17 protein-coding genes, 1 tRNA gene and 1 pseudogene are annotated in these 24,897 nt (G+C 28.8%); 11 read left to right on the forward strand and 8 right to left on the reverse strand.

Going from position 1 to position 24,897, the window contains the following annotated elements; all coding sequences use genetic code 11:
- The first annotated feature begins 78 nt into the window (after positions 1-78).
- From ACFRAE_RS17025 to ACFRAE_RS17035, 3 genes are read left to right on the forward strand one after another with little or no spacing between them, the layout of a single operon-like run.
- Positions 79-810 (forward strand): hypothetical protein, encoded by a 732-nt coding sequence (locus ACFRAE_RS17025; protein WP_422798377.1) that lies wholly within the window; start codon positions 79-81, stop codon positions 808-810.
- Positions 811-840: 30 nt separating this feature from the next.
- A complete protein-coding gene (locus tag ACFRAE_RS17030) occupies positions 841-2,574 on the forward strand; it encodes an ATP-dependent nuclease (protein WP_422798378.1) in 1,734 nt (577 codons plus the stop codon).
- A complete protein-coding gene (locus ACFRAE_RS17035) occupies positions 2,574-3,923 on the forward strand; it encodes a restriction endonuclease FokI C-terminal domain-containing protein (RefSeq protein ID WP_422798379.1) in 1,350 nt (449 codons plus the stop codon). Before ACFRAE_RS17030 ends, ACFRAE_RS17035 begins: the two co-directional genes overlap by 1 nt.
- A gap of 102 nt (positions 3,924-4,025) precedes the next feature.
- On the opposite strand, the gene ACFRAE_RS17040 is transcribed toward ACFRAE_RS17035, so the two are convergent.
- Positions 4,026-4,112 (reverse strand) — tRNA-OTHER (locus ACFRAE_RS17040).
- Positions 4,113-4,410: 298 nt separating this feature from the next.
- On the reverse strand, positions 4,411-4,725 hold the full coding sequence (locus ACFRAE_RS17045) for an ankyrin repeat domain-containing protein (protein WP_422798380.1): 315 nt from the start codon (positions 4,723-4,725) through the stop codon (positions 4,411-4,413).
- A 1,608-nt stretch (positions 4,726-6,333) separates the two neighbouring features.
- Here ACFRAE_RS17045 and ACFRAE_RS17050 point away from each other — a divergent pair.
- The 3 genes from ACFRAE_RS17050 to ACFRAE_RS17060 all read left to right on the forward strand — a co-directional run bounded on the left by ACFRAE_RS17050 (position 6,334) and on the right by ACFRAE_RS17060 (position 8,263).
- On the forward strand, positions 6,334-6,636 hold the full coding sequence (locus ACFRAE_RS17050; protein WP_422798381.1) for a hypothetical protein: 303 nt from the start codon (positions 6,334-6,336) through the stop codon (positions 6,634-6,636).
- A 73-nt stretch (positions 6,637-6,709) separates the two neighbouring features.
- Positions 6,710-7,402 (forward strand): DUF4369 domain-containing protein, encoded by a 693-nt coding sequence (locus ACFRAE_RS17055; protein WP_422798382.1) that lies wholly within the window; start codon positions 6,710-6,712, stop codon positions 7,400-7,402.
- Between the two features lie 24 nt (positions 7,403-7,426).
- A complete protein-coding gene (locus ACFRAE_RS17060) occupies positions 7,427-8,263 on the forward strand; it encodes a TlpA family protein disulfide reductase (protein ID WP_422798383.1) in 837 nt (278 codons plus the stop codon).
- Between the two features lie 547 nt (positions 8,264-8,810).
- Here the strand turns inward: ACFRAE_RS17060 and istB are convergent.
- From istB to istA, 3 genes and pseudogenes are all read right to left on the reverse strand, one after another.
- Positions 8,811-9,344: pseudogene (istB, locus tag ACFRAE_RS17065) on the reverse strand (IS21-like element helper ATPase IstB); the annotation flags it as partial.
- Positions 9,345-9,356: 12 nt separating this feature from the next.
- Positions 9,357-9,527, reverse strand: coding sequence for a hypothetical protein (locus ACFRAE_RS17070; protein WP_422798384.1), 171 nt, complete (start codon positions 9,525-9,527; stop codon positions 9,357-9,359).
- A 27-nt stretch (positions 9,528-9,554) separates the two neighbouring features.
- On the reverse strand, positions 9,555-11,057 hold the full coding sequence (gene istA, locus ACFRAE_RS17075; RefSeq protein ID WP_422798385.1) for an IS21 family transposase: 1,503 nt from the start codon (positions 11,055-11,057) through the stop codon (positions 9,555-9,557).
- Positions 11,058-11,808: 751 nt separating this feature from the next.
- Here istA and ACFRAE_RS17080 point away from each other — a divergent pair.
- Positions 11,809-12,585, forward strand: coding sequence for a glycosyltransferase family 2 protein (locus ACFRAE_RS17080; RefSeq protein ID WP_422798386.1), 777 nt, complete (start codon positions 11,809-11,811; stop codon positions 12,583-12,585).
- A gap of 619 nt (positions 12,586-13,204) precedes the next feature.
- Here the strand turns inward: ACFRAE_RS17080 and ACFRAE_RS17085 are convergent.
- The 3 genes from ACFRAE_RS17085 to ACFRAE_RS17095 all read right to left on the reverse strand — a co-directional run bounded on the left by ACFRAE_RS17085 (position 13,205) and on the right by ACFRAE_RS17095 (position 16,404).
- Entirely contained in the window at positions 13,205-14,533 is a 1,329-nt protein-coding gene (locus tag ACFRAE_RS17085; protein ID WP_422798387.1) for a TolC family protein, read from the reverse strand.
- A gap of 60 nt (positions 14,534-14,593) precedes the next feature.
- Positions 14,594-14,743 (reverse strand): hypothetical protein, encoded by a 150-nt coding sequence (locus ACFRAE_RS17090; RefSeq protein ID WP_422798388.1) that lies wholly within the window; start codon positions 14,741-14,743, stop codon positions 14,594-14,596.
- A 1,379-nt stretch (positions 14,744-16,122) separates the two neighbouring features.
- Entirely contained in the window at positions 16,123-16,404 is a 282-nt protein-coding gene (locus tag ACFRAE_RS17095) for a DUF4372 domain-containing protein (RefSeq protein WP_422798393.1), read from the reverse strand.
- 227 nt (positions 16,405-16,631) lie between these two features.
- On the opposite strand from ACFRAE_RS17095, the gene ACFRAE_RS17100 reads away from it, so the two are divergent.
- The 4 genes from ACFRAE_RS17100 to ACFRAE_RS17115 all read left to right on the forward strand — a co-directional run bounded on the left by ACFRAE_RS17100 (position 16,632) and on the right by ACFRAE_RS17115 (position 23,939).
- The gene (locus ACFRAE_RS17100; protein WP_422798389.1) at positions 16,632-18,272 is read left to right on the forward strand and encodes a vitamin K epoxide reductase family protein; all 1,641 of its coding nucleotides are present in this window, start codon (positions 16,632-16,634) and stop codon (positions 18,270-18,272) included.
- A 693-nt stretch (positions 18,273-18,965) separates the two neighbouring features.
- A complete protein-coding gene (locus tag ACFRAE_RS17105) occupies positions 18,966-20,270 on the forward strand; it encodes a hypothetical protein (RefSeq protein WP_422798390.1) in 1,305 nt (434 codons plus the stop codon).
- 203 nt (positions 20,271-20,473) lie between these two features.
- Positions 20,474-22,660, forward strand: coding sequence for a peptidase domain-containing ABC transporter (locus ACFRAE_RS17110; RefSeq protein ID WP_422798391.1), 2,187 nt, complete (start codon positions 20,474-20,476; stop codon positions 22,658-22,660).
- Between the two features lies 1 nt (position 22,661).
- A complete protein-coding gene (locus ACFRAE_RS17115) occupies positions 22,662-23,939 on the forward strand; it encodes an HlyD family secretion protein (protein ID WP_422798392.1) in 1,278 nt (425 codons plus the stop codon).
- The last annotated feature ends 958 nt before the right edge of the window (positions 23,940-24,897 follow it).

Below are 24,897 nucleotides of genomic sequence, written 5' to 3' on the forward strand. Positions count from 1 at the left end.
ATTAATAAATTTATAACTCGAAAGTCTCCTTAAGGTTTCATCCTAATGTGTCTAATTTAGTTTGAAGACGTACAATATTTGTATACTGAAATAGGAATTAGTGCCTACACTAAAAATGAAAACAAGAAGGGATTAAATTTAGTTGAGTTTAAAGATGTATTAGAATGGGGTACTGATAAATTGCTTTCGAGCTCTGGTTTTGAAAGTAAACAATTCAATCTAAAACCGTTGAGTAAATATGAATCTCTTGTAGAGGATGTATTTAGAGGTAAAAGTCCAAAATATAGTGAAAAATCAGAAAAATACATTTTAAATCAGAAATGTAATCGTTGGAATAAAATTGAAATAGAATTTGCAAAAACAGTTGTTCCAGAATGGTATAATAATATTGACAAAAAATTTTTCACAAAAGAAGGAGATATCATTATTAATTCAACTGGAGATGGAACAATTGGACGTGCAAGTTATGTTTCAAAAGATTTCGAAGGTCTTATATATGACAGCCACATTCTGCTATTGAGGCTTAATAAAAAGTTGTTTAATCCTGAACTATTTGTAGAATTGTTTAATAGTTCTTTTGGACAAGAACAAGTAAATCAGATAAAGTCAGCTCAGGCAACTAAACAAACAGAATTAGGAGTAAATAATCTATTGAAGATTGAAATTCCAGTTGTTGAAGATATTAATAAGCAAGAGTCAATCGTAAAACAAATTAAGAAATTAAGGTCGTTAGCTTTAGTGAGTAATAGTAAATCCAAACTATTAAAACAGCAAGCCAACGAAGAATTTGAAAAACTGATTTTTCAGTAAAAAAACACCAAGTTAAACTACTAACCAATTATGAAAATTAAATATCTCGAGATAAAAGGATATAAAAATTTAAAGAAAACTACTGTTTTCGATTTCAGTAATTCTGAAAATTATATCGCATTAATAGGGTTAAATGGTTCAGGAAAAAGTAATGTTTTAGAGGCAATTAGTTTGATTTTTGGAAGTTTGTATCAAAATAAAAGTATTAAGGATTTTCATCCAGGATACAATTTCAAATATAAAATAATATACACAATTGACAACAAAGAAATTCAAATCGAAAACGGAGTCTATACTTTACTTAAGCAAGGAGAGGAAGTAAAAAACAAGGGAATTAAAAGATCGAAAATAGATTATTTACCATCTGAAATTTTTGCTTGTTATAGTGGGGATGAACAAAGAATGTGGGAAGAAATTTATTCAAAGTTCTATTCTACATATTTTAATAAATTAGCTAGAGGCTCATATAAAGAAAAACAAAAGCTAGTTTATGTTAATAAATATAGTTGGCAGATTGCATTATTAACTCTTTTGGCAAATGATAACTCTAGCGATTACATTCGAGAAATTCTAAAAGTAAATGAATTAACAGATATATCAATTCAATTTGTTTTCTCGAGTAGTTTTGACCGTAAGATCGAATGGTATGAAAAAAATATTGATGATGGAGAAAAAGCGTATAATGAAGCTTTACAATTAATTCGTACAATTAAAATACGCCAAGACGACAAAGCAAGTGCATTGCACATAAATGAGATAAAAGATATTTTAATATTACAGACTGGAGATAATCAAAAGAATTGTAGAAAATTATTTTTCCTACTCTTTGCTGTTGGAATGAAGAGAGATAAAAAGTTATTTACTAGGATTGAAATCAAAAATAAGAACCTAGGATTAAAACAGTTGAGTGAAGGAGAAAAAAGATTGATTTTGATTAAATGTATATTAAATGTTTTAGCAAATAAAAATTCTATAATACTTTTAGATGAGCCTGATTCTCATTTACACATTGTTAAGAAAAAAGAACTAAAAAGCTATTTACAGGAATCAGAATATTGTTCTGTTTTAACCTCTCACTCTCCTAGTTTGTTAAACAGTTTTCCTGACGAATCTACATTTATTTTAAATGATAAAGGTTCAGGTATTAACGTTACTAATGCTAGTAAGTTTTCCGATATTAAAAATATCTCAGGGAATGACTTTTCTTTAATGGATGGTGTAATTGCTGTATCATCTAAAAACGACATTATATTAGTTGAAGGTAAGTACGATGAGAAATATTTAACAAGAGCATTAAGATATTTCAAAACAGTTGATGCAAAATATAAAATATTAAATTTTGATTTTATTAATGGCGGAGGTGCAGACAATACAATTCAAATCTATAATAAAATTTATAGGTCTATAAATTCCAACCAAAATTTATTTATCATTTGTGATGATGATGATCCTGGACGAAAAACAGTGACAGAATTAAATAAAAAAATATCAAAGACTGGTAAAACAAATTTACACGCATTTGTATATCCCAAAACTAGTACTAAAAATTTCCCTAAAGACTTCTTATTAGAAGACTATTTTTTGCTTTCTAGCTATAAAAAATATTACTTTAATAAAGTAAGTAGTGCTAAACGCTTTAAAGATTTATCATCTTTTCAAGATCCTAAAAATTATATTCAAAATAATTTTGAAAAATTTAAATTAGAAGATTTTAAGGGATTTAAAGAAATAATTGACAAACTATATTCTATAAAAGTACTATAATGATACCAACCAATAAGCAAATACAAATAAAAAACATTTGGGATAACTATATTAAATCAAACCGATTGGTTGTTGATACCAAAGGTAAAGAATTAGTAAACATAGATGATTCAAGACGTGCTGCCATTATAGAGCTTCAAAAGTTTATAAATGAATTTCAATCGAATACTATCAATATATACGAGTTCAAAACGAATATTGACAGTTTTAATAAACGAAATAACTTATGGGGCTTTACAGCAACTAAAGGTCAAATGTTTTTTAATCAATTGGTAAAGAACAGTGAAGTAAATATTGCTCAATTAGTTAATTTACTAAAAGAGTGTATCAAAGAACCTTTAGATTTGAAAGATGCATTGAGTAAACTTTCTAAGTTAGAGAAATACTGTCTAGAAATATACAGCAAAGCTAAGGACAAACGTAAAGTTCCCAATCCTGGTTCTGTATCGTACTTCTTATCCTATTATTGGCAGGTACAAGATGCTGATAAATGGCCTATTTTGTATACGTCATTGATTAATGCGTATACTGAATTAGAGCTTTGGGAAGAAACAACTTCTCAAGTAAATGCGTATGAATATTTCTTTAATTTAAATGAAGAAATTAAAAAGATATTATCTGAATATACAGGTGTAGCAAAATCAAATTGGGAGGCAGAACACGCTTTTTGGAATTTCAAGGGTAACCCAAATAAACAAATAACATCCTCAACTAAAAAAGAAAGTAAAGCTTCTGTGGTAGAGATTGAGATAGAAGAAGAAAAATCGATTACAATTACTGCTTCTTTTGAATTATCAGATTATCTAATTCCTAAAGTTTCTAAATTAATAGAGCTTGGTGCTGAGACCGAGAAATCATCTTCGTCAAAAGGTAGTGCTTATGAAAAATTAGTAGCTGAAATATTCAAACAATTAGATTTTGAAGTAGAAATTCTTGTTCAAGGAAGTGGTCGAAATCCAGATGCTATTTTAAGACATCGTGAAGAAAACACAGCTTTTATAGTAGATGCAAAAGCATATTCTAACGGATATAGCTTAGGTATAGATGACAGAGCAATTAAAGAATACATCAATCATTATTGCCCTAAATTACAAAAAAAAGGATATAAGAAAATAGGATTCATAATTGTAAGTAATTCGTTCAAGTCAAATTTCGATAGTTTTATCAATGAGATAACTTGGAATACTAATATAAAACGTTTCATTTTACTAAGTTCTGAAGCATTATTATACCTATTGGCTTATAAAACAAAAGATCGTATACAGCCATCAACAATTATTGAAACCTTAGTCAGCTTGGGTAATCCTATTGAGGCAAAAGACATTATTCAAGAGTTTGATGATGTATAAGTTGTAATTTATATTAACACTAAATCTCTCCCCTAATCATTCCCCTTAAATTTATAAAATAACAAAACAAACTGATTTTCAGTTGGTTTTATTTTAATTAAACAGAGAGGAAGGGATTCGAATCCTCAACGCAGCTACTTGTATAATAGCTTTCCAGGATAACACCTTTATGCACTCAAACACCTCTCTGTGTGTCAGCATCTTACGTAAATTGAAATGAAATACCTATAGGAAGCTAAATCGAAGTTATAAAGTCACATTTCAAAACTGCAAAAAACTTTGAAGGAAAACTACAGAATTCCAATTATCATACTAGGTAAGGTTTGGAGTACAAAAGCTCTACAAGCAAATGTAAAATAGTAGTTGAATTTCATTTTGAAGGGAAACGCTAACATGTTTCTAATTGACTTAATGGAATTGTTTCAGCGAGCTCTTTAGGATTAATTCCATAATTATTAAGCGTTGTATAGTCCGCATTATTTTCTTTCTATAAAAAAAATATTATAATTTTTTTTGAATTAAATATGGAATCAAAAATCGGATAATTACCATTCTCATCTTTTAAATTAACATCCGCATTATATTTAAATAATATTCCTGCAATCTCCAATTGACTATGTATCGATGCAAAATGAAATGGGGTTTTTCCATCATTATCTTGATTTTTTATGTTTGCATTTGCTACGCATAGTTCTAAAACTATATCTTGAAAGCCTTCTGTAATAGCATCGTACATAACAGTACTTGCGTTCTTATCTACTGCATTAAAATCACACCCTTCCTGTATCAAAGATTTAATCAATGTTGATTTGCCAAGCTAAACAGCATTTTCCAATCTTTTAATTATCTTCAGTTGATTATTTTTTTGGGTTTTCATCGTATTTGTGTGACACATTAAACTTCCTGTCTTCTATTTAATATTTCTTTGGACTATTCTGGCTTTTTAAATCCTTTTCCTTGTTTTATCTTGGTTTGGCTGGGTCCTTTTTATACTCACTTCATTCTTGGCCTGTTTTGTGTCAAAAAATAATCTTACCCTTTTTCTATAGGCTTACCTGTATTATGGTCAATAATTCATTCAACTTTGATTTTACAATCAGCATTTTTAATAGCCACTTTTGTTCCTTATTAAATATAAACTCTATTCTTCATTACATCGTCTACTTTATCTGCAGTTTTAGCAACATCTAACGCATTATTAGCTTTAATAACCGCATTCCTTGTTGATTTAACCTCTTGCCCATCACTTACGAAAATTAGATCAAAAATAGAAGTGCCATCAGCCCTAGAGCCGCCTAATTTTCAACACTTGTTTTTCCTGTGGTTTTTTCGTGAACCAAAACACCTACATCATACAACACAAATCCAACATTTCCAATGCATCCAACCATGAACAGAAAGAACATTGCCAACAAGGTCATCTTACATAATTAGATTATTCCAAAATGCGCTGTATGGGGCATTCCGATTTGGTCCTGGTGGTCCGCTAAGAGGGTAAAAACATTCCATCTACCTATTTCCGCATCATAGAATCTTGCGCCATAATCATAGTGCCCTTCCTGAATATGAGAAATTCCATCTGCTTAACAGGTAGAGGAATGGAGCTCTTGGAAAATTTCAATGTACAATTTCCACTCAATAAATATTGCAGTAAAATAAATAATATTCAAATTACAGATTGGAAGTCAATTTTTAAGCTTTTAAAAAATCACTTTAAAGGAATGGATATACTGATTTAAAGCACAATAGTAGGAGAAATTAATGAATCACAATTATATGAAACAATCCTTATCTGATATAATTAGGTAAAATTGATATACTTTTCAATTTAGTCCGACTTGACCTTAAATATCGCTTTGCAAAAATATTGGATCGCTCCAATATGAAATGGTTAATAATGTAATCGAACACAATCCATATTTCAAAACCATGTTCTATTTTCGCTTGAAAGATCTCTAATGATGTATGCAATTCAATACCGCTTCCAATAAAACCTATTCAATCCCCAATGGACTTGTTTAATTCATATTAAATTTGCGAGAATTTTATGAATATTATTTTATATATATTTTTAAATTTAAAAATATATATAAAAATATTTTATATATATTTATTTAATAAAAAATAAAAATTTTGACGGCAGTAAGAATTTTTTGTTAAAAACACAAAATAAAAAGTTAGAAAATAATGTAGTGGGGATTACTAAATAAATCTAATACAAGACAGGAAAATTTTCACGACTTATGATTTTAAATAAAATTATTATATTTAATTTCGAGATTTTTAATACATTTAATAACATCTAAATTTTAACCAATATAAAAGAGGAGCTCACAATCCTCATATTTATTTAAACTCAAGTATTCCGTGTGAGTGGAGTGCTATTTTAAACCAATAAACTCTTTATTTTATGAAAAAAATTTCATTCAAAAACCTGAATCTCAATGAAGTTGAACAACTTTCAAAAGTACAATTAAAAAATGTTCTTGGTGGTTTTGATGGTAGTGGTGGTAGTGGTGGTAGTGGTGGTAGTGGAACTACTTCTTGTTCTTGTTCCGTAAAGGCCGGTGACGGAATTTGGTATCCAATTACATTAAACCCAGCACCAACAACAGAAACGACTTGCTCAGATAAATGTAAAACAACGTATAACAGTATAGTAGCAGGCGGAGGAACAGCAACTGACTGGAGGTCGGTTTTCGTATCTAATTAATAATCTTCCTTAAATTAGCAATGACTGCAATAACGAAAGGGTTATTGCAGTATTTAAAATAAATTTACTTTTTATGTTAAGATATTTTGTTTTTTTTTTATTAATCTGCTTCTATTTACAATCCTCTGCTCAGAAATCATATTCTATTAAAGGTTTCATAAAAAATGAAATAAATCCCCAAATGTCGATTAGTGGTCCGTTGAAAAATGGTAACTATGTTTATCTTGAATATTTAAGTGGGAAAGTAGATTCTTCAATAATAAAAGATAATAGATTTTTTTTTGAAGGTTCTATTGCAAACCCAGAACCAGCTTCTTTAAACCATGCACACGGAGGAGCAACCATTTTACTAAGTTATGAGAGCAATTTTGAGGTTGAGTTTATTTTGAACAGCCCAGAAAGTGGATTATACGAATATTTATCAAATGTAAATTCTGATTCTTTTTTTTATAATACATGGTTAAAAGTTGGAAACAGATCCCATTCTCTGGTCAAAAAAAGATCAGAATTACAAAATCTAAACCAGCAATCAATTAATATTGAATCTAAGAATGAAATTGAAGTAATAAATAAATTATTAGACAATTTATATTCTAGTATTATTAAAAATAATCAACTTATAAATATTGAAAAAGCATATATTTTAATGAGTGACCCTAATTTTTCAAATGAAAAATATAAATCTTTTTTTGATGAATTAAGCACAACAGAAAAAGAGACAAAAATTGGAAGTTTGTTTAAAAAGAAATTGGAAAATTTTAGTTAATAAAAATATTAAATTAATAAAAATATGCATATATTTTTTAGGTTTGCTCTGTTGTTATGTTCAATTTGGATTTTTACTACACTACATAGCCAAGGTCAAAATCTTTCTATCGACAATACAAGTAAAAACAATATAGACTATGAAAATAATGTCAAAAAATTATTTAAAAATATTAATGATCAGTTTGAGTCTGATATATTGGATTTGAATATTGATTATAAGGAAATAAATAACAAAAAAATATTAAGCGAATTAAAACTTATAAGAGAACATCCAACATCAAAATATGCATTTAACAAAATGTATACTTTCCTCATTCCTTCTTTAAAAGAATTTCATACTGAAATCATGGAAACTTATGAATGTCTTAAACAACACGAACCAAATAATAACAATCTTTTTGAGCTCAAACATGAAATCGATCGCTTCTATTCAAACAATTTAAAACAAGACCAAGAAGAATTTATTGATATAGGTGACTCTATATTGATATCAGATAATCCAGCAACATTAAATACGGAATTTTATTTAATAGATATTTGGGCAACATGGTGTGGTCCCTGTATTAAAGGTCATACAGAATTGAATAAAATCTCTTTAGATCCGTCTTTAAAAAACAAAATTTCAGTAATTTCTTTAGCCATAATGAGTGATATGGATTCTTGGAACAATTACAATATTAACAACAAATTTTCATTTTATATGTATTGGGTCGATTGGGAGAAATATAATAACCGGTTTGAACATTTAAATATTTCATCGGTACCTCTTTATTTAATTGTTAGAGCGAAGGATAATAAAATAATGGAACGCTCAATAACTATAGAAACTATTGAAAAACAAATCAAAAAATATTTATGATGAAAACATAAATTCAATTTATTATATCCTTATCAGAAACAGTCTCTTCGTCTATTTCTAACGAGCGTCATTTTCAATCAATGAAATTCATTTCATAATGTTGGTTTTTTGTTAGAAATATTTGAGATAAGAGAGGAAATATAAAGATTTAATAAGTTTGAAATCAAATATACTTCAAAAAGAATGGTCTATCTGACAGAGGTCTTTACAAACAAATGAGAGGTTTACGAATTTAATTTAATAATTCTATTATTTGCTTCAAATTCAAAAATGTTCATTTTTATGAATCCAAAATTATTAAACATTTATATTTATCAATATAAATTTGATTTTTATTTATGACAGATCTACCCTTGTCTTATTTTTAATAATAAAGAATAAGCTATCCTGATTAAACTTTTCATACTACAGACCTACTGCGCTTTTGAAAATTTCTCAATTAATAAACTAGATACATATTGATATTCTGGTCATGTTGCCCCCCTTCTGGCAATATTGACCCCCTGATTTTTTGTTTACAGGATTGCCTACAAATGGCCTGACAATATTACTTCTTTTTTCTTAGACTTTCACCTTTAAGTTCAATCCGATGGGATGTGTGAACTATCCTATCCAGAATGGCATCTGATAATGTATCATCCCCAATCACAGGATGCCAACTGGCCACAGGCAATTGGCTTGCAATGATCGTTGAACATTTTGTGTGCCTGTCCTCTATGATTTCCATCAGGTCAATTCTTTGCTGTTGGTCGAGGTTTACCAGGCCGAAGTCATCCATTATCAGCAGTTCTACCTTGGAGAGTTTCATAAGAAGCTTGTGGATCGATCCATCCAACCTGGCCATTTTTGTTCTCAAAAGCAATTTTTGCATACTGAAGTAAGCGACTTTCTTACCTTGGGCACAAGCCCTGAGCCCCAGAGCTAACGCCATGAAAGATTTTCCGCAGCCTGTTGCACCTACGATAATGATCGGTTCCGCCCTTTCGATATATTGCCCCGTGGCCAGGTCCATCAACTGGATCTTGTCGATCCCCCTGGATGCATCCATATTGATCTCTTCAATAGAGGCCTGGTAACGGAAGGCAGCGTTCTTCTATAACCTCTCGAACCGCAGTTCGAAGCGGCTGTCAGATTCGGCCTGCAGCAAAAGGGCAAGGTCTTCTTCCAGGGCCAGTTTCCCGATCTGCCGTGTTTCTTTCATGGATTTCCATTGACGCTCCATTCCATGGAAGCGGAGCGCGTACAATTGTTGTTCTACATTCATCTGATACTAAGTTTTATAGTTCATTTTTTAAGAGTAATAGGATGCTCCCCTGATATTTACATGTTGTGGCAATTGCCTGTTATCCGTTGTCTCTTGCTGTTGCTCCGCCATTCCGTTTTCCAATATTCTTTGCAGGAACTTATAGGACAGCATGTCGTTCCTTAAGGCAATTTCACATGCTTTGAAGAATGTTTCCCCATAGTTGCGCTGCAATCTGAAGAGTCCCTCGCACGTTCTGTAGAGCTGTTCCGGATATCGGTCCCTTTGTCCAAAGACCCAAACAACCAGTAAGTGAAAGTCCGGGTGGATATCCAGAGCGCGCTTGATATAATAATCTGGCGAACGGGTGCCATACTGCTGGTGCTTGGAAGCAAGGTGTTCGGGAAGCGTCGAGTATTTGTTGGGAACAAAACTCCTGCTGTGCAGGGGTACCGGTGTGTTCTCTACATAGATGTGGACTAAACGCTCAGTATAGACCACTAGGGCATGTTTGCCAATATGGGCATAAGGAACGCTATAGGAATGCCTTTCTCTTTTGAGATGTTCGTGTCCGTTGGTGCCCACTTTGAGGGTCGTATAATACTTCATCGAAAAGCGATCCCGCGGAAGCGGTCTGAGACTGGACAGCTCCTTGCTGAGAAACCGTTCCTGACGGCAATAGTTCCTGTCCTGCATTCTGGTCAGGTTCAATCTCTCGATACATTCTCCGATAGCAAGGTTGAGTGAGGGGAGATCAAAGTACTGCCTATTGCGCAACTTGGCAAATACCTGTGTATAGATGATCTTCACATGGTTCTCTACGGCACTTTTCTCCCGGGGTCTGGCAGGCCTTGCGGGCACTACGACCGTATCATAATGGTTGGCCAGATCTTCCATCGACCTGTTGATCTCGGGTTCATACCGATCGGTTCGTATGACGGCCGACTTAAGTTTGTCCGGAACGATCGCTCTGGGAACCCCTCCAAGAAAATGCAGGCAGCAGTCCAATGCATAGAGAAAATCGGGTGATCGCTGACTGGGGACGGCCATGGCAAAGCAATAGTTGGAATATGGCAGGCATGCAACAAATATCTCGCATGAAATGATCTCACCCGTCTCATGGTCGATGGACCCCAGCTTCTTGCCGGAGAAGTCGATGAAAAGCTTGTCCCAGGGCTCGTGGTCCAGTACCATGCTTCCATCGCGACGTGAGACCAGTAATTGCTTTAGATGAAAACAGAACTGGGCATAGCTATATCCCTGTGGATGGGCAACAAGGTACTCTTCCCATAGAAGCTTCCGGTTTACACCTATCCGTAATAGTTCTTTTTCATAATAAGGAAGCCTTTCTTTTAGATGCTCGAAACGCTCGTCCCGATAGGCAGAGTTACCCGATCTGAGCATTCGCTCAAGAACTGGATCTTCCAGCTCCAATATCCTTTCCAGAGATAAGTTTAGGTCCGTTAACTTCTTTAGATAGGACTTCACCGTATTCTTACTGATGAAAAGATGACGGGCTATTGTTTTAATGGGATAATCCTCCCTGTGCAATCGTATTAACTGTTGATCTGACTCATGGGTCTTGATTTACCGGCCATTGGAATATATCGATTAGGTCTAGCCCAAATAAACCAAAAAACAGAAACCCATGAAAAATGAGTGGGTTATAAAGGGGGCAACATCGTCCAGAATAAAATGACCATATCTCGAAAGAGGGGTCAGCTTACTCCAGAAAAAATTGTTCAAACCCTTATTTGAGGGGTCAATATCCGCCAGAATGCCATGCTTTAACAGCCTCTAAATACAGATGGCGATTTCTTATTTGTCCAGATGCTGGGGTCAGCTTACTCCAGAATATCCACATTCCATAAAAGGAGATGAACATTAAAAACAAACTCATGTCCTATCACTTCAATATCCACTAGGATTGAACTTAAATTAATATTATTTGCTTCTAATAATAATAATTAATAACTTCTATCGAAAAGAGTGACTAATAAAATCAACTGAATACCGACTTTCATTGTCCAATTGTTTTAAATAATTAAACAAAATCTCATTAAGTATAATCATTTAAATAAAATTAATAGAAGGTAAAAATGTTTTTTTTAAAATAAATAGATTTACTAATCTAGTATTTTTTATTTCACATTAAATTGATTATTACATAATTATATACCATTTTTTTTTAGTTCAATTATTAATGTAATATAAATTTGATAAAATAGTAAAATTTTAGTAAATAGCCTTAAATTATAAATTTTAAATAACCTAACCACATAATCTAAATAAAAAAATTAATATGAAATTAGAAAGAGAAAGGTTTAAAAAAATAAAACGAAAACTCCTAAAAAGAAATGATATTTATTTTGAATATGTAACGCCTGCATTATTGGATTTAATCATTCTTTCCAATGCAAAAAATAAAAAATTGCATGAATGTACGCAAACTGCTATTAACACTGCTATTTTAGGCTCAAGCGGTATATATATAAACATCATTGTATTAGAACAAGCTGAAAGTGTTCAATATAATTATTGCCAAACTATTCGTATGAAAGGAGAATTTAACTATAATAAATATTCTAATTACGGTGCTAGTTTAGGCAAAGCTAAATGGATAATGATTGCAAATAATGATTTAATATTTGCAAATAATTGGTTAGTTGAATTACTAAAACCAAATTATGATGTTGTATCTCCTCATGAACCAAGATTTCACCTGCAAAGTTCAATTAAACGAGATACAAAAGGTGTTATTAATGGAAAACATTTTTCAGGTTGGTGCTTTATGATTTCAAGAGTAGTTTGGTCTAAAATTGGAGGATTTGATGAAGAATTTAAATTTTGGTTTGCTGATAATAGTGCTATTGAACAATTTGTTAATATTGGAATAATTCCTATGGTTGTAAAAAAATCAATTGTATATCATTTGGTTAATACAACTTTAAAAACTCTCAATGAAGAACAAATTAATTCTAACACATGGGAACTAGTTGAGAAATTTAACTTTAAATACAATCGTGACATATTTTGTAATGATCCTAGGTATTTAGAATGGAAAAAAATGAATTTATAAAAATATTTGAATTTTTACGCTAAAAAAACACGCATCCTTTATTTATCTAGTCAAATATTTTAAATTTATACAAATGTTAAATATGAACTAAACTTAAATTTTCACTTTAACGAAAATGATTCGTCAATTTGATTATTTTTCACCTTCAACATATTATTCTTAAATCATATAATCTCAACACTGATTTGTTATATAAGATTTTAAAATTATATTTATTTTTAAATGATGAACTTTACTCAACAATTAAGGCAAAATTTCTTGCGTCAGGTTAAAACTATCATTTCTCAATTGACATAAAATCTATATTTTGAAATTAAGCCTAATTCCAAAACAAATCTCAATTTAAGATGTCATAACTGAACGTTCATGATATATAAAATTGCATTTTACCAATAATATAATAATTTTTTATTGGAACATCAATCCAAATTCTGCGTGTATAAAGAATATATAAATTAATAATTCTTCTTAGAACACTTTTATTAATGTAGTACCATATGTGTTACTATTTCTATATTTTTAAGAAGAATGGAAGAATAAACTTAAATACAAATAATTTTGATTTTATAATTCAAATCATCTTTGTATTCAAATCTTAATAATCACAATTCTTATATATTTACAAACTCGAAGTATTACTCAATATTTTCAATGTTTCAAGATTTAAAATTATTGTATACTTGCATTTAATGAGATTTTCTTCTGAGAGATTAAAGTCTAATATTGCTTTATTATACTCTATCGCATTGGCAACCCCTATTTCATAACGCTCTTTTACTGCTGAGAGATTTTTTTCTTGAGCAGACTTTTGCATAAGTTTAAATGCATGTTCTTTTATAGATCTTTGATATTCCTGTTCTGCTAGTATTATAAGTTTTTGCCTTTCAATTTTTATATTCTTTAATTCTGAATGTTTTGAATTCAAATCAAATTTTAATTTTACTATATTATTTCTTGTTTTGAAAGCATCAAAAATTGGTACGCTTAACGATAGTCCAAAATTTAAATTTCTATTTTGATTAATTTGATTAATAAGTGGCATGTAGTTTCCAGTTAAAAAGTCTTTTCTTTCAGATGAATAATTCGTTCCATAACCTCCAAAAAAACTTATTGAAGGAAAATAAGCTCCTTTAGCGTATTTTAAATTTAATTCAGATTGTTTAATTTCTAATTTCGATTTTCTTATAAAAGGATCTTTAAAATTATCTGACTCGTATAAAAAAAATACTTTTTCAATATCAGTTGTATCAATATCTTGTAATATAATTGAATCACTTAAAGGTATGCCAATTATTTGTTTAATGTCTAAAATATTATTCTTATAATTTATTAAATTATTAAGAATAACAAACTCGTTGCTAGCGACAGTACTTTCAGCTTGAGTTATATCTATTATTGAATTAGTGCCAATCTCAAACTTTTGCTTTTCTTGATTAAGTTGCTTAATTGCAAAATCCAGTTGTTTTAGACTTATTTCATATAAAGATTTGTTTGCTGCTGCTTCTACATAATTCGTCAATAATTGTATTTGAAGAATTTGTAGCACTTGCTCTTTTAGTAAATTATTAACTTCTAAGGATAGCAAAGATTGCTTTAATCTATTACGAAATGAATAATTTTGGAAAATGGGAAAACGCATGTTAATATTTGCATTCACGATATTCGACCATTTATTCCCTGTGACTAATTCACCTGAAATTTGATCGAATGCAAGTCCTAAATTGTAATTATTGCCTGCTCCAAAATTTATGATTGGTAAAAATGAATTTTTAGCGTCTTTTAAATCTAATTCACTTAAAAGAATTTTAAAATTAGATTGCATTACATCATAATTTTGTTCCTCAATTAATCTAAAACAATCTTTTAAAGAAAGTTTAGTTTGAGCACAAACACTAGTGGTTATAAATATCAAAAAGATACATGAAAATTTTGATATTTCAAATTTCATAATAGACCAATTTAAAATCGATTAATAAACTAATAAATATTCTTTCAAATTTTATATAACTTAAATCAAGGTCGCAAAATGTGCTTTAATTATTTTAAAATGAAGTACAATATAAGAAATCCCAACTAAAAACAATCTAGAAATATTTCGTTTATCAATAACATTTTCTGTAACTTCTTCGTCTGCTAATGCTAAGAATATTGTGATCATAACTTTACTTTCTTTTGTTAAATTTAAACATATAAAAGATTTTTCAATTAATTACCTAATGATCATTTGTTCATTTCTAAAAAACAATACAATTGATTGATAAATAGATAATCTAAATGACTTTCTTGTTGTTATAACTCAGTTTACTTATATCATAATTGTTATTAATTGCAACTTCATTTCAATAATAATCTTAACCTATTCAAATTCAGATTAATTTTTCAATAAATATGAAATACAAGTATATAAGATTATTACAAACAGTTACTTTTTATGATATATTCTAAACAGTCATACCAATATAAAAACTTTTATTTAATACGTTCCAAACTGATGTTATTAATTTAAATTTTGTGCACAATTAATTATTTTCTAATCCATGATATATTTTTCATTTTTGGTTTCAAATAGTTGAATAATCAATTTTTGATAAAAGTAATAAATTAAAAAAAAATTCAACTTTCTGTGTTTTATAAACTCATCTATTATAAAATCATTATAAGGAAAAATTACAGTATAGTATTTTTTTTATATTAAGACATAATAAGTCTTGACAAAATACGAACTTCTTTACCTTTGGATATGCAATATATTATGGTTATACTACTCTAATTTAAGGATATTTTAGAACTATTGATTCACTATAAAAGTTATTCAATTTTAATAGAAGTTATTGGGATAATTAGGATGTCTAATTGTTAAGTTCAACAAAAGTAAATCCTAATTTGAAACATTAAACATCTACGCTAAAAACTTGGACAATGTCATCTGTCTTAGTGCCTCTGATAGTTGCTAGGATTGTCCCATAGCTATCTTTGGCAAGTTTGCTGCTTACAATGGTGTAAAGCTCTCCAATTGTATGCCTTCTTTTGAATGTACATAATGCGCATAATCCCGATCAAAGCGTCTATATCTGTATGTATACAGCATTTTCAAAAGTACCCACGAACCTGTTGACCTTAAGTCGTTACTTGTTGTGTTTAAAGAAAGTCTCAATTTCCCAGCGCACTTTATAAAGAGCTGCCACTTTCGCTGGTTTCCAATTGATATTATTGGTGAAGAACTCATATACTCAGTTTTTGTTGCTGTCCAAAACGTTCATCTATGCAAGATTAACATAGCTGCGATCTAAAACAAGTACACTTCCATTAAAAAATGACATTCTCGTGGCTAATTTGGATTCATGTTATTAACCATTAGCGATGTAAACAATTGATGGCATAAAACCATCGTTGTCCAATATTGTTTGAAGCTTTACTGTTCCCTTAGCAGTACGGAACTTCACCCAATCAAATACATTCAAGGATAGTGGAATAACTGTAGATCAAAAACACCTTACGCCTATGTCTTCTCAATTCCGGTCTTTCATGTGGGAGCTGTTAAATATTAGATCCGAAAGCTTGTAATATTAGATCTCTAAAAAGGCTAAGATTCCAATGGGCAATAATGTTGGAAAGATTTGCTGATTTATTTTGCATTAAGTAAGTACTGCGTAGTCCATTAGAAATATCACTAAGCGAATCGGTTGAGGAGAGTTGGCTAAACCTCATGTTTTCAAAATGAGTCCTGCTGTTGATGCCTTTAAGACGTTTGACTGATTTGTAATGCAGAACCAGTCTATTTAAAAGGCGAGGTCTATTAGACTTAAAATCTGAGAAAATACGTTTATATTAACCATTTCGAAGGATCAATTTTAACGAATTAAATGTAGCAATCCCTCTTATATAAATCCAACACCATATTTTCCTTATTTAGGAAGCATCTAATCTTATATAATTTAAAATAGAGATTATAACTATACTATCAAAAATAATTAAAATAAAAATTAAAATCAATTTTTTATTTTAATTATTTTTGATAATATTGAAAAAAACAACCAATTAACCTTATGAGATTTCTTGAAGTACTTAATGCTAAAAAAGAGAATGATTTGCATTTTGTTTGCAAAAATTTATTAGAAATCTATCAAGTAAAGTATACTAAATTAAACTTAATTTATTTATTGGATAACCATATAGATAATCCTTCATTATTAACAATTAAGGATACACTTTTTGAATATGGTATCGAATCAGCAGCTATAAACAAAGGAAAATTTAGTTATGTAGATTTTGAAACCCCATTTGTATGTTCCATACAAAAGAAAAATTGGCAAAAAGCCAGTTTTACATTAGTGAGTAATGTGACAGATAAAGATATAACGTATCTAGATCCGGAAAAGCATAAATATGATACAATATCTTTTTTAGAATTTGAAAATATTGATAAAGGTGTAGTTTTATTAACAGATGACAATCATAAAAAGGATGAAGCAAACTTGAAGTCAAATTTGGTAAAACAAAGAAATATTAACATTGCTAAAAATATGCCAATTTATATGTTTTGTGCTTTACTTATATTTACTTTAGTTAATATCATTTTTAATTATCAACTTAATATATCATGGATAAATGTTGTTTTTACCTCAACATCATTTGTCGGATTATTGATTTCTAATTTATTATTATTATATCATATTGAAACCAATAATCCGGTGATAAGGGAAGTGTGTGGAGGCAATACTAAAAAATTAAATTGTGATTCAATACTTAATTCTTCACATTCATCATTTTTTGGAATTAGTTGGTCTATTTGGGGTTTCTCTTATATGGCTACACTTTTTACCTTACAAATTTTCTTTACTACGCATATTATTTATACCTATATAATTATTATCTCGGCAATAATAATAAGTCCATATATCATATTCTCATTTTATTATCAAGCCAAAATTGTTAAACAATGGTGTCCTTTATGTTTGATTATTCAATTCGCTTTAATTATCAACTTTATTAGTTCGTTGGTCTTCATAAAAGTTAATGGTTTTATTTTTTCTATAAGTCATCTCTACAATTATCTTTTGAGCCTTAGCTTGTTTTTATTTATAGTTCTGGCTGTTTATTCATTATTACCAATTATAAAAAATTCTCGCAAATACAAGAATATGAATAAAAATTGGCGAAAACTTCGATATAATTCAGAAATATTCCAAACATTACTTTATAAGAATGATAAAATAAAATATCCTACAGATAATTTGGGAATTGTTATTGGAAATCCAAACGCAAAAAACGAAATTGTTAAAGTCTGTAATCCATTTTGCGAACCTTGCTCAAAAGCTCATCCAGAATTAGAGGAAATTATAAAGCGAAATAATGATGTTAAGGTTAGAATTATTTTTACTGCTTCTGGTGAGCAATCAGATTCGCAAACAGCTCCTGTTACACATCTTCTAGCCATACAAGAAAAGTATGGGCAAAATAAAATTATGCAAGCTTTAGATGATTGGTATTCATCTCATCTGAAAATTTATACGAATTTCGCTGAAAAATATCCAATTGATTTCGAATTAGAAAATCAAAAAGCCAAAATAAATGCAATGTGGGAATGGTGTGATAATATGAAAATCAGAGCTACTCCAACTATTTATATTAATGGTTTTGAATATCCAGATAGTTATAAAATTTCAGAATTAAAAAATTTTTTCTAGAAAAAAGCCACAATTAGATGCAAGTGAAATTAGTCAAAGAAGAATGTTTACTGGAAATAACCTCCCCAAAATATTCGTTAGTAAGTAAATATTTGATGATTAAAAGTAATTTTTTTTTGAAAGAGATATCATTTTCAAATTTAAACTTAAATGAGACAGAAGAATTTTCATGTCAACAATTAAAAAATGTTTTAGATAGGCTTCTAGTTGAATCCGGAGAATCTGTTGTTGGAAGTTTGAGTGTGTTGCTATGGACACTTTTACTTTAAGTGTTAAAACAGAAACAGTAACAATATTTTATCATTGGAATTGCACAAAATCAATAAATAATAATGCGTCAGCTATAAAAAGCTATTTTATTACTAACTATTAATGGGCGGATCACTTTATAGTAATAGATTATTGGTTGATTGAATAAGCATTTAATATTTAAAATCTTGTAATATAGTGTTATTCCATAAAGTAATATATGTTATATTTTTTAAATTAAATATTATTAAAAAATATATAAATTCTTCTATTATAACATTAAATATGAAAAGGAAATAATTAAAATTTAATACTAACTGAAATATAACGATTTATAAACTTATAAAAGTTAATCAAATTATGGTTAAAATAATTTAAATAAAGCTTTAAATCAATTAATAAATAATAAATACTAAAATTTATAAAATCACTAAATTATTATACATGAGAAATAAAATCCCAACATATATTGTTAATTTAAAACATAGAATTGATCGTAAGAAAAATATAATAAAAGAATTTAGAGGGCAATTAGAATTTGAAGTCCATTTTTATGATGCAATTATTGATAAAACACCTGCGAAAGGTCTTTATAAATCATTAATTAATATAATTAAGCTTGCAAAAAGTCAAAATTTACCTTATTTATTATTCTGTGAGGATGACCATGTTTTTACTGAAAACTTTGACTTTGAAAGATTCAAAAATTTAGTAAAAATAGTTAATAAAATAGAAGCTGATGTATTGTTAGGAGGTGTAAGTTGGTTTGATTACGGTGTTAAAATAAACAGTGATTTATACTGGATTGACCATTTCACAGGAATGCAATTTTCAATTATTTATTCAAAATTTTATGACAAAATTCTTAATACAACCTTTAATAACATAGACGTAATCGATAAATGGATATCCAAATTAAGTAATGATATTTATTTAATAAATCCATTTATATCAATTCAAAAAGATTTTGGATATTCAGACGTGACAATTAAAAACAATAAGAAAGGTATTTTGGATAATTATTTTCTTGACATGGCAAATAAATTAATTTTTCTAGATAGTATTTATAATCACATATTAAATTCTACTATACCTGTAATTTGTGATAATACAATTAAAGATTTACAAATTCCAGTATACATAATTAATTTAAAAAATAACTTAGATAAGTTATCAAATGTACTAAATGAATTCCAAAATAGGAATGAATTTTCAATTGAAATTGTGGAAGCATGTGAAAATGAAAATAGGGCATTAGGCTTATGGATGAGCATAAAAAAAGTCATCGCTTTAGCTAAGGAACGTGAAGATGAAGTAATTATTATTTGTGAGGATAATCATGTATTTACTGAAAATTATAATAGAACTACATTATTTAAAAACATTTATAGAAGTGCTTATTTAGGTGCAGATATTGTCTTAGGGGGGGTATCAGATGTATCTCATATTGTAGTTGTGGATGAAAACCTATGCTGGATAAGTGAATTTTATAATATGCAATTTATTATTATACATAACAAATTTTATGATCAAATATTAAATGAAGGTATTGATTCGAACGTTACTTCGGATGGCAAATTTTCTGAAATGAGCCCAAATAAATATGTAATACATCCTTTCATATCAATTCAGAAAAATTTTGGCAATTCAGATAATCATCAAATTGATCATCCAATAAAAGTAGATTTTATTAGATGTTCTGATAAAATTCAAAAAATAAAAAAAATTTCAAAATATTTAAAAACATAATAGAAAAAAATATTATTTAAGAAATAATATCTATTTTGAAAATCTTATTAACAAAAAATCATATTTAAATATTCCCTAAATTTAAGCTTGTTTACCTAATTTATAATTTATGAGTACTTTATTGATAATTAGCACACTTATTTTTTAATACACTTTACAATATTTTATAGAACTAAACTATTGCACTCTTTATTGATTCTTTAATGCTCAAACGATTTCCTCATTTTAAACAAATAGATCAGATGGACTGTGGTGCCACCTGTCTTCGTATAATTTTCAAGTATTATGGTCAGCCAGTATCTATTCATAAAATCCGAAAACTATGTCAAACTACAAAAAATGGTGTTAATTTGTTAGGTATTTCTGAAGCGGCTGAAAAAATAGGTTTTCGCACCTATGGTGTTCGGCTCTCACTAAAGCAATTAAAAGATGTGGAACTTCCTTGTATATTACATTGGAATCAGAATCATTTTGTGGTATTATATAAAATAAGTAAAAACAAATATTACCTTTCAGATCCAGCATCTGGAATAATTACTTATGTTGAAAAAGATTTTTCAAAAAACTGGTATTCTACTAAAGAGTTACATACTGGTTTATCATTAATATTGAGTCCTAGTCCTAACTTTTATATTAATAATGAAGAACAACCAGACCTAAAATTAGATTGGAGTAAAATTTTTACGTATTTTTATAAATATAAAAAGTTATTTATCCAATTAATCTTAGGAATGTTATTAGGTACAATATTGTCCTTAATTACACCATTTCTTACCCAATCTGTAGTAGATATAGGGATTAATACAAAGAACATAAGCTTTATCAATCTAATTCTTATAGCACAATTAATGCTTTTCATTGGTAGTGTTTCTGTCTCGTTCATACAGTCATGGATCATGTTACATATTAGCACACGTGTTAACATATCAATTTTAACAGATTTATTGATCAAAATCATGAAATTACCAATGAATTTCTTTGATTTAAAGACTCATGGTGACATAATGCAGCGTATGTCAGATCAACAACGCATAGAAAGTTTTCTAACAGGAAGTACACTTAACACGTTATTTTCTATAATCAACATGTTAATATTTGGAACATTATTGTTAATTTATAACAAATTAATTTTCATTGTTTTTATAGTTGCTACTTTTCTATATACTTTTTGGATTTTAGCTTTTATGAATTATCGACGTGAATTGGATTATAAGAGATTTAAAATTTCATCTGATAATCAAACATATGTTGTGGAGATGATTCAGAGTATTCGTGATATAAAACTAAATAACGCACAGAAACAAAAACGTTGGAAATGGGAGAATCTGCAAGCAAAGCTATTTAACTATCAGGTTGAAAGTTTAGCTTTATCTCAATATCAATCCATCGGATCTATGGCAATTAACCAAGCTAAGGGAATTTTAATTACTTATATATCTGCGAAATCTGTAATTGATGGAGATATTACATTAGGAGGTATGATGGCAATTCAATACATAGTTGGTATGGTTAGTAATCCAGTTGAACTATTATTAGGATTTATGCAATCTTATCAAGATGCTAAAATTAGTTTAGAAAGGTTAAATGAAATTTATGAGACTGAAGAGGAAGAAGATATTCAAAAGGATTATTTAACGCAACTTCCAAAAGATAAAACAATAGAAATGAGAAATCTAACATTTAGATATTATGGTGCAGGTAATGAACCTATTTTTAATAAATTGAATTTAACATTCCCAGAAGGAAAAACAACAGCAATAGTTGGGGCTAGTGGATCTGGAAAAACCACAATCCTCAAATTACTTTTGCGATATTATCAACCCGAGGAAGGTGAAATATTAGTTGGAGGTAAAAAATTGGATCAAATTAATTATAATTTATGGCGAGACAGTTGTGGATCTGTTTTACAAGATAATTTCATCTTTGCTGATAGTATAGAAAATAATATTGCCATAAATGAAGACCAAATAGATGAATTAAAAATTCAACAAGCAATTAATATTGCAAATATGGAAAAATTTATTGAAGAAGAACCATTTGGATTAGCAACAAAAATAGGAACTGCGGGAAAAGGAATTAGTCAGGGACAAAAGCAACGATTAATGATTGCAAGAGCAGTTTATAAAGAACCAACGTACATCTTTTTGGATGAAGCCACGAATTCATTGGATGCAAATAATGAAAAAATAATTGTAGAGAAGTTAAATCAATTTTTTTATAACAGAACCGTCATTGTGGTTGCACATCGACTCAGTACTGTTAAAAATGCGGATAATATAATTGTATTAGAAAAAGGTGAAATAGTTGAACAAGGGAATCACAAAGAATTAACATCAAAAAAAGGTAAATACTACGAATTAGTCAAAAATCAATTAGAATTAGGAAAATAAAATGCCAAAATATCTATTAATTGAAGAAGATATCCATTCGGAAGAATTACAAGATATCATTGCGAAACCACCCTCTTGGCTTTTGAAGCGTGGGATTTCTTTTATCCTCATTACAATACTAATGATATTAGGTATTTCCGTATTTATTAAATATCCTGAAATAGTTAATGCACCTTTAAAATTTAATTCTGATAATGCACCCAAAATGCTGCTTAGTAAAGTTGATGGAAATTTGGTAAAATTATTAGTAAAAGAAGGGGTCTGGGTAAAAAAGAATCAAGATATAGCCTATATAGAAAGTGTTGCTGACCACGATCAAGTAATAAAAATTTTAGATTATTTAAAAAATATTCGATCGAACCAAATAAATAAAATAGAACTTGATGATAATTTTTCTCCATATAATCTTGAATTAGGAGAGTTGCAAAATTCTTTTCAAAATTTTTATTTGTCTTATATTAGTTATAGAGCTATTAGTGAAGGTGGTATTTTTGGAAAAAGAAAAAAAATAGTCAATAATGAATTAAACTATGTTAATGAACAAAACCAACGAATTAACCAAACTTACGAATTACAAAAAAAAGAGTTAGAATTAGCTGAGGCAGAATACCAAAAATATAAAAGTTTAGCAGATAAGAAAATTATTAGTTCTTTAGAGCTACAACAAAAAGAAGCTGCACTATTATCAAAAAGACAATCAATCCCGCAAATAGAGAATAATATAATTTCAAATAAAAGTAATTTGTTATCAAAGAATAAAGAGCTTTCAGAAATCGAAAATCAAATATTCGAAGAAGAAAAGAAATTCTCTCATTCTTTAAATAGTTTCATTAGCGAGGCTGAAAATTGGAAAAAACAATTTATTATTTCCTCTCCAGTGGAAGGTATCTTAGTGTATGGAAACTTTTTGCAAGAGAACCAATTTATCAAATCTGGTGACCCCCTTTTTTATGTCCATACAGAAAAAAATGATTATTTTGGTGAAATGTTTATTCCTCAATCTACCTCCTCTAAAGTTAAAAAGAATCAAAAAGTAATTCTCAAAGTTAGAAGTTTTCCTCATCAAGAATATGGGTATCTAAATGGTAAAATAGATTACATTTCAAATATCCCATTAAGAGACAGTGTATTTTTAATTAAAGTTGGTTTAATAAGAAATGAAAAAGATTCCATTATCAAACTTAAACCTGGGATTTTAGCTGATGCAGAAATCATAACAGAAAATCGATCCATACTTTTTAGAATATGGCAAAATATAGTCAAATCAATAAATTTTTAAAAATATAGAATGAATTTAACAATATAAATAAATTACACTACAATTTTATATTAACATATTAAGTTTCAGAAAAATCAAAAGTTTTATTTTACATGAACAATTTAAGTTTGGGTTCAATTAAAATTCTAGTAAGAATTAGTTTATCCAAAATATGTAGGTTACTTACTGTCTAGATTTCATTAAGTTTGAATATTAAACTAACTTATAAATAATTATATACTAAGATTTCTAAAGTATTTAAAAGAGGAATCCTACCCTCATAAACTCCATTAGGAACTTGTTTTTAAAAGTTAAAATTACACAACCTACATTTCCACTGCATTAACATCTAAAGTAAATCCAATTGCTCCTAACATTTGAAAATATTAATTTTTGAATTTATTAAATTTAAAATAACTTGTATTTTTCAAATTTCTGAATTTATGCTTACCAGTAAGTATCTTTTAAACATTTTAATTGGTTGAGGAGAAAAATTGCACTTATATATTTCAATTACACATTATTCGAAATGCAATTTATCTAAAATTTTCATTGTAAGAAATTTAATCACCCAAAAAGATAAGGCAAAATTAAAATTATAATAACGCAATTAAGCATTCCATATTCAATTTAAAATATTTTATTCATCAAAAAGTAAATTTTTATTATATTTAAAAATAAAAACAGATCAGATTGTTCTTTATAAATAATGTTTATTAGGATTTATTTAATAAATGGCAGAATAGTGGCGAAGGCAAAAGATTAAATGGTAAAAACCTCATTTACAAATAGATAAAAACCAAGTTCGAATCCCGCCCTCTCCGCAAAGATAAAGTAAAACCCGCTGATTATCAGTGGGTTTTACTTATTTAACCAATTAAGGGGAATGATTAGGGGAAAGAATGGATCAAGTGGAATTCTTGGGGGGAATAAATTCTTAAGCATATAGTTTCATTACTCGATATAGGAAGAATTTGGT

The sequence above is a fragment of the Sphingobacterium sp. HJSM2_6 genome (assembly GCF_049316305.1).
In the GTDB taxonomy this organism is placed as follows: domain Bacteria; phylum Bacteroidota; class Bacteroidia; order Sphingobacteriales; family Sphingobacteriaceae; genus Sphingobacterium.

Excerpts from the sequence above, each read along its gene's own strand:
- ACFRAE_RS17030 (WP_422798378.1), top strand. The coding sequence starts at position 841 with ATGAAAATTAAATATCTCGAGATAAAAGGATATAAAAATTTAAAGAAA.
- ACFRAE_RS17035 (WP_422798379.1), top strand. The coding sequence starts at position 2,574 with ATGATACCAACCAATAAGCAAATACAAATAAAAAACATTTGGGATAAC.
- ACFRAE_RS17050 (WP_422798381.1), top strand. The coding sequence starts at position 6,334 with ATGAAAAAAATTTCATTCAAAAACCTGAATCTCAATGAAGTTGAACAA.
- ACFRAE_RS17055 (WP_422798382.1), top strand. The coding sequence starts at position 6,710 with ATGTTAAGATATTTTGTTTTTTTTTTATTAATCTGCTTCTATTTACAA.
- ACFRAE_RS17060 (WP_422798383.1), top strand. The coding sequence starts at position 7,427 with ATGCATATATTTTTTAGGTTTGCTCTGTTGTTATGTTCAATTTGGATT.
- ACFRAE_RS17070 (WP_422798384.1), bottom strand. The coding sequence starts at position 9,527 with ATGAATGTAGAACAACAATTGTACGCGCTCCGCTTCCATGGAATGGAG.
- ACFRAE_RS17080 (WP_422798386.1), top strand. The coding sequence starts at position 11,809 with ATGAAATTAGAAAGAGAAAGGTTTAAAAAAATAAAACGAAAACTCCTA.
- ACFRAE_RS17085 (WP_422798387.1), bottom strand. The coding sequence starts at position 14,533 with ATGAAATTTGAAATATCAAAATTTTCATGTATCTTTTTGATATTTATA.
- ACFRAE_RS17090 (WP_422798388.1), bottom strand. The coding sequence starts at position 14,743 with ATGATCACAATATTCTTAGCATTAGCAGACGAAGAAGTTACAGAAAAT.
- ACFRAE_RS17100 (WP_422798389.1), top strand. The coding sequence starts at position 16,632 with ATGAGATTTCTTGAAGTACTTAATGCTAAAAAAGAGAATGATTTGCAT.
- ACFRAE_RS17105 (WP_422798390.1), top strand. The coding sequence starts at position 18,966 with ATGAGAAATAAAATCCCAACATATATTGTTAATTTAAAACATAGAATT.
- ACFRAE_RS17110 (WP_422798391.1), top strand. The coding sequence starts at position 20,474 with ATGCTCAAACGATTTCCTCATTTTAAACAAATAGATCAGATGGACTGT.
- ACFRAE_RS17115 (WP_422798392.1), top strand. The coding sequence starts at position 22,662 with ATGCCAAAATATCTATTAATTGAAGAAGATATCCATTCGGAAGAATTA.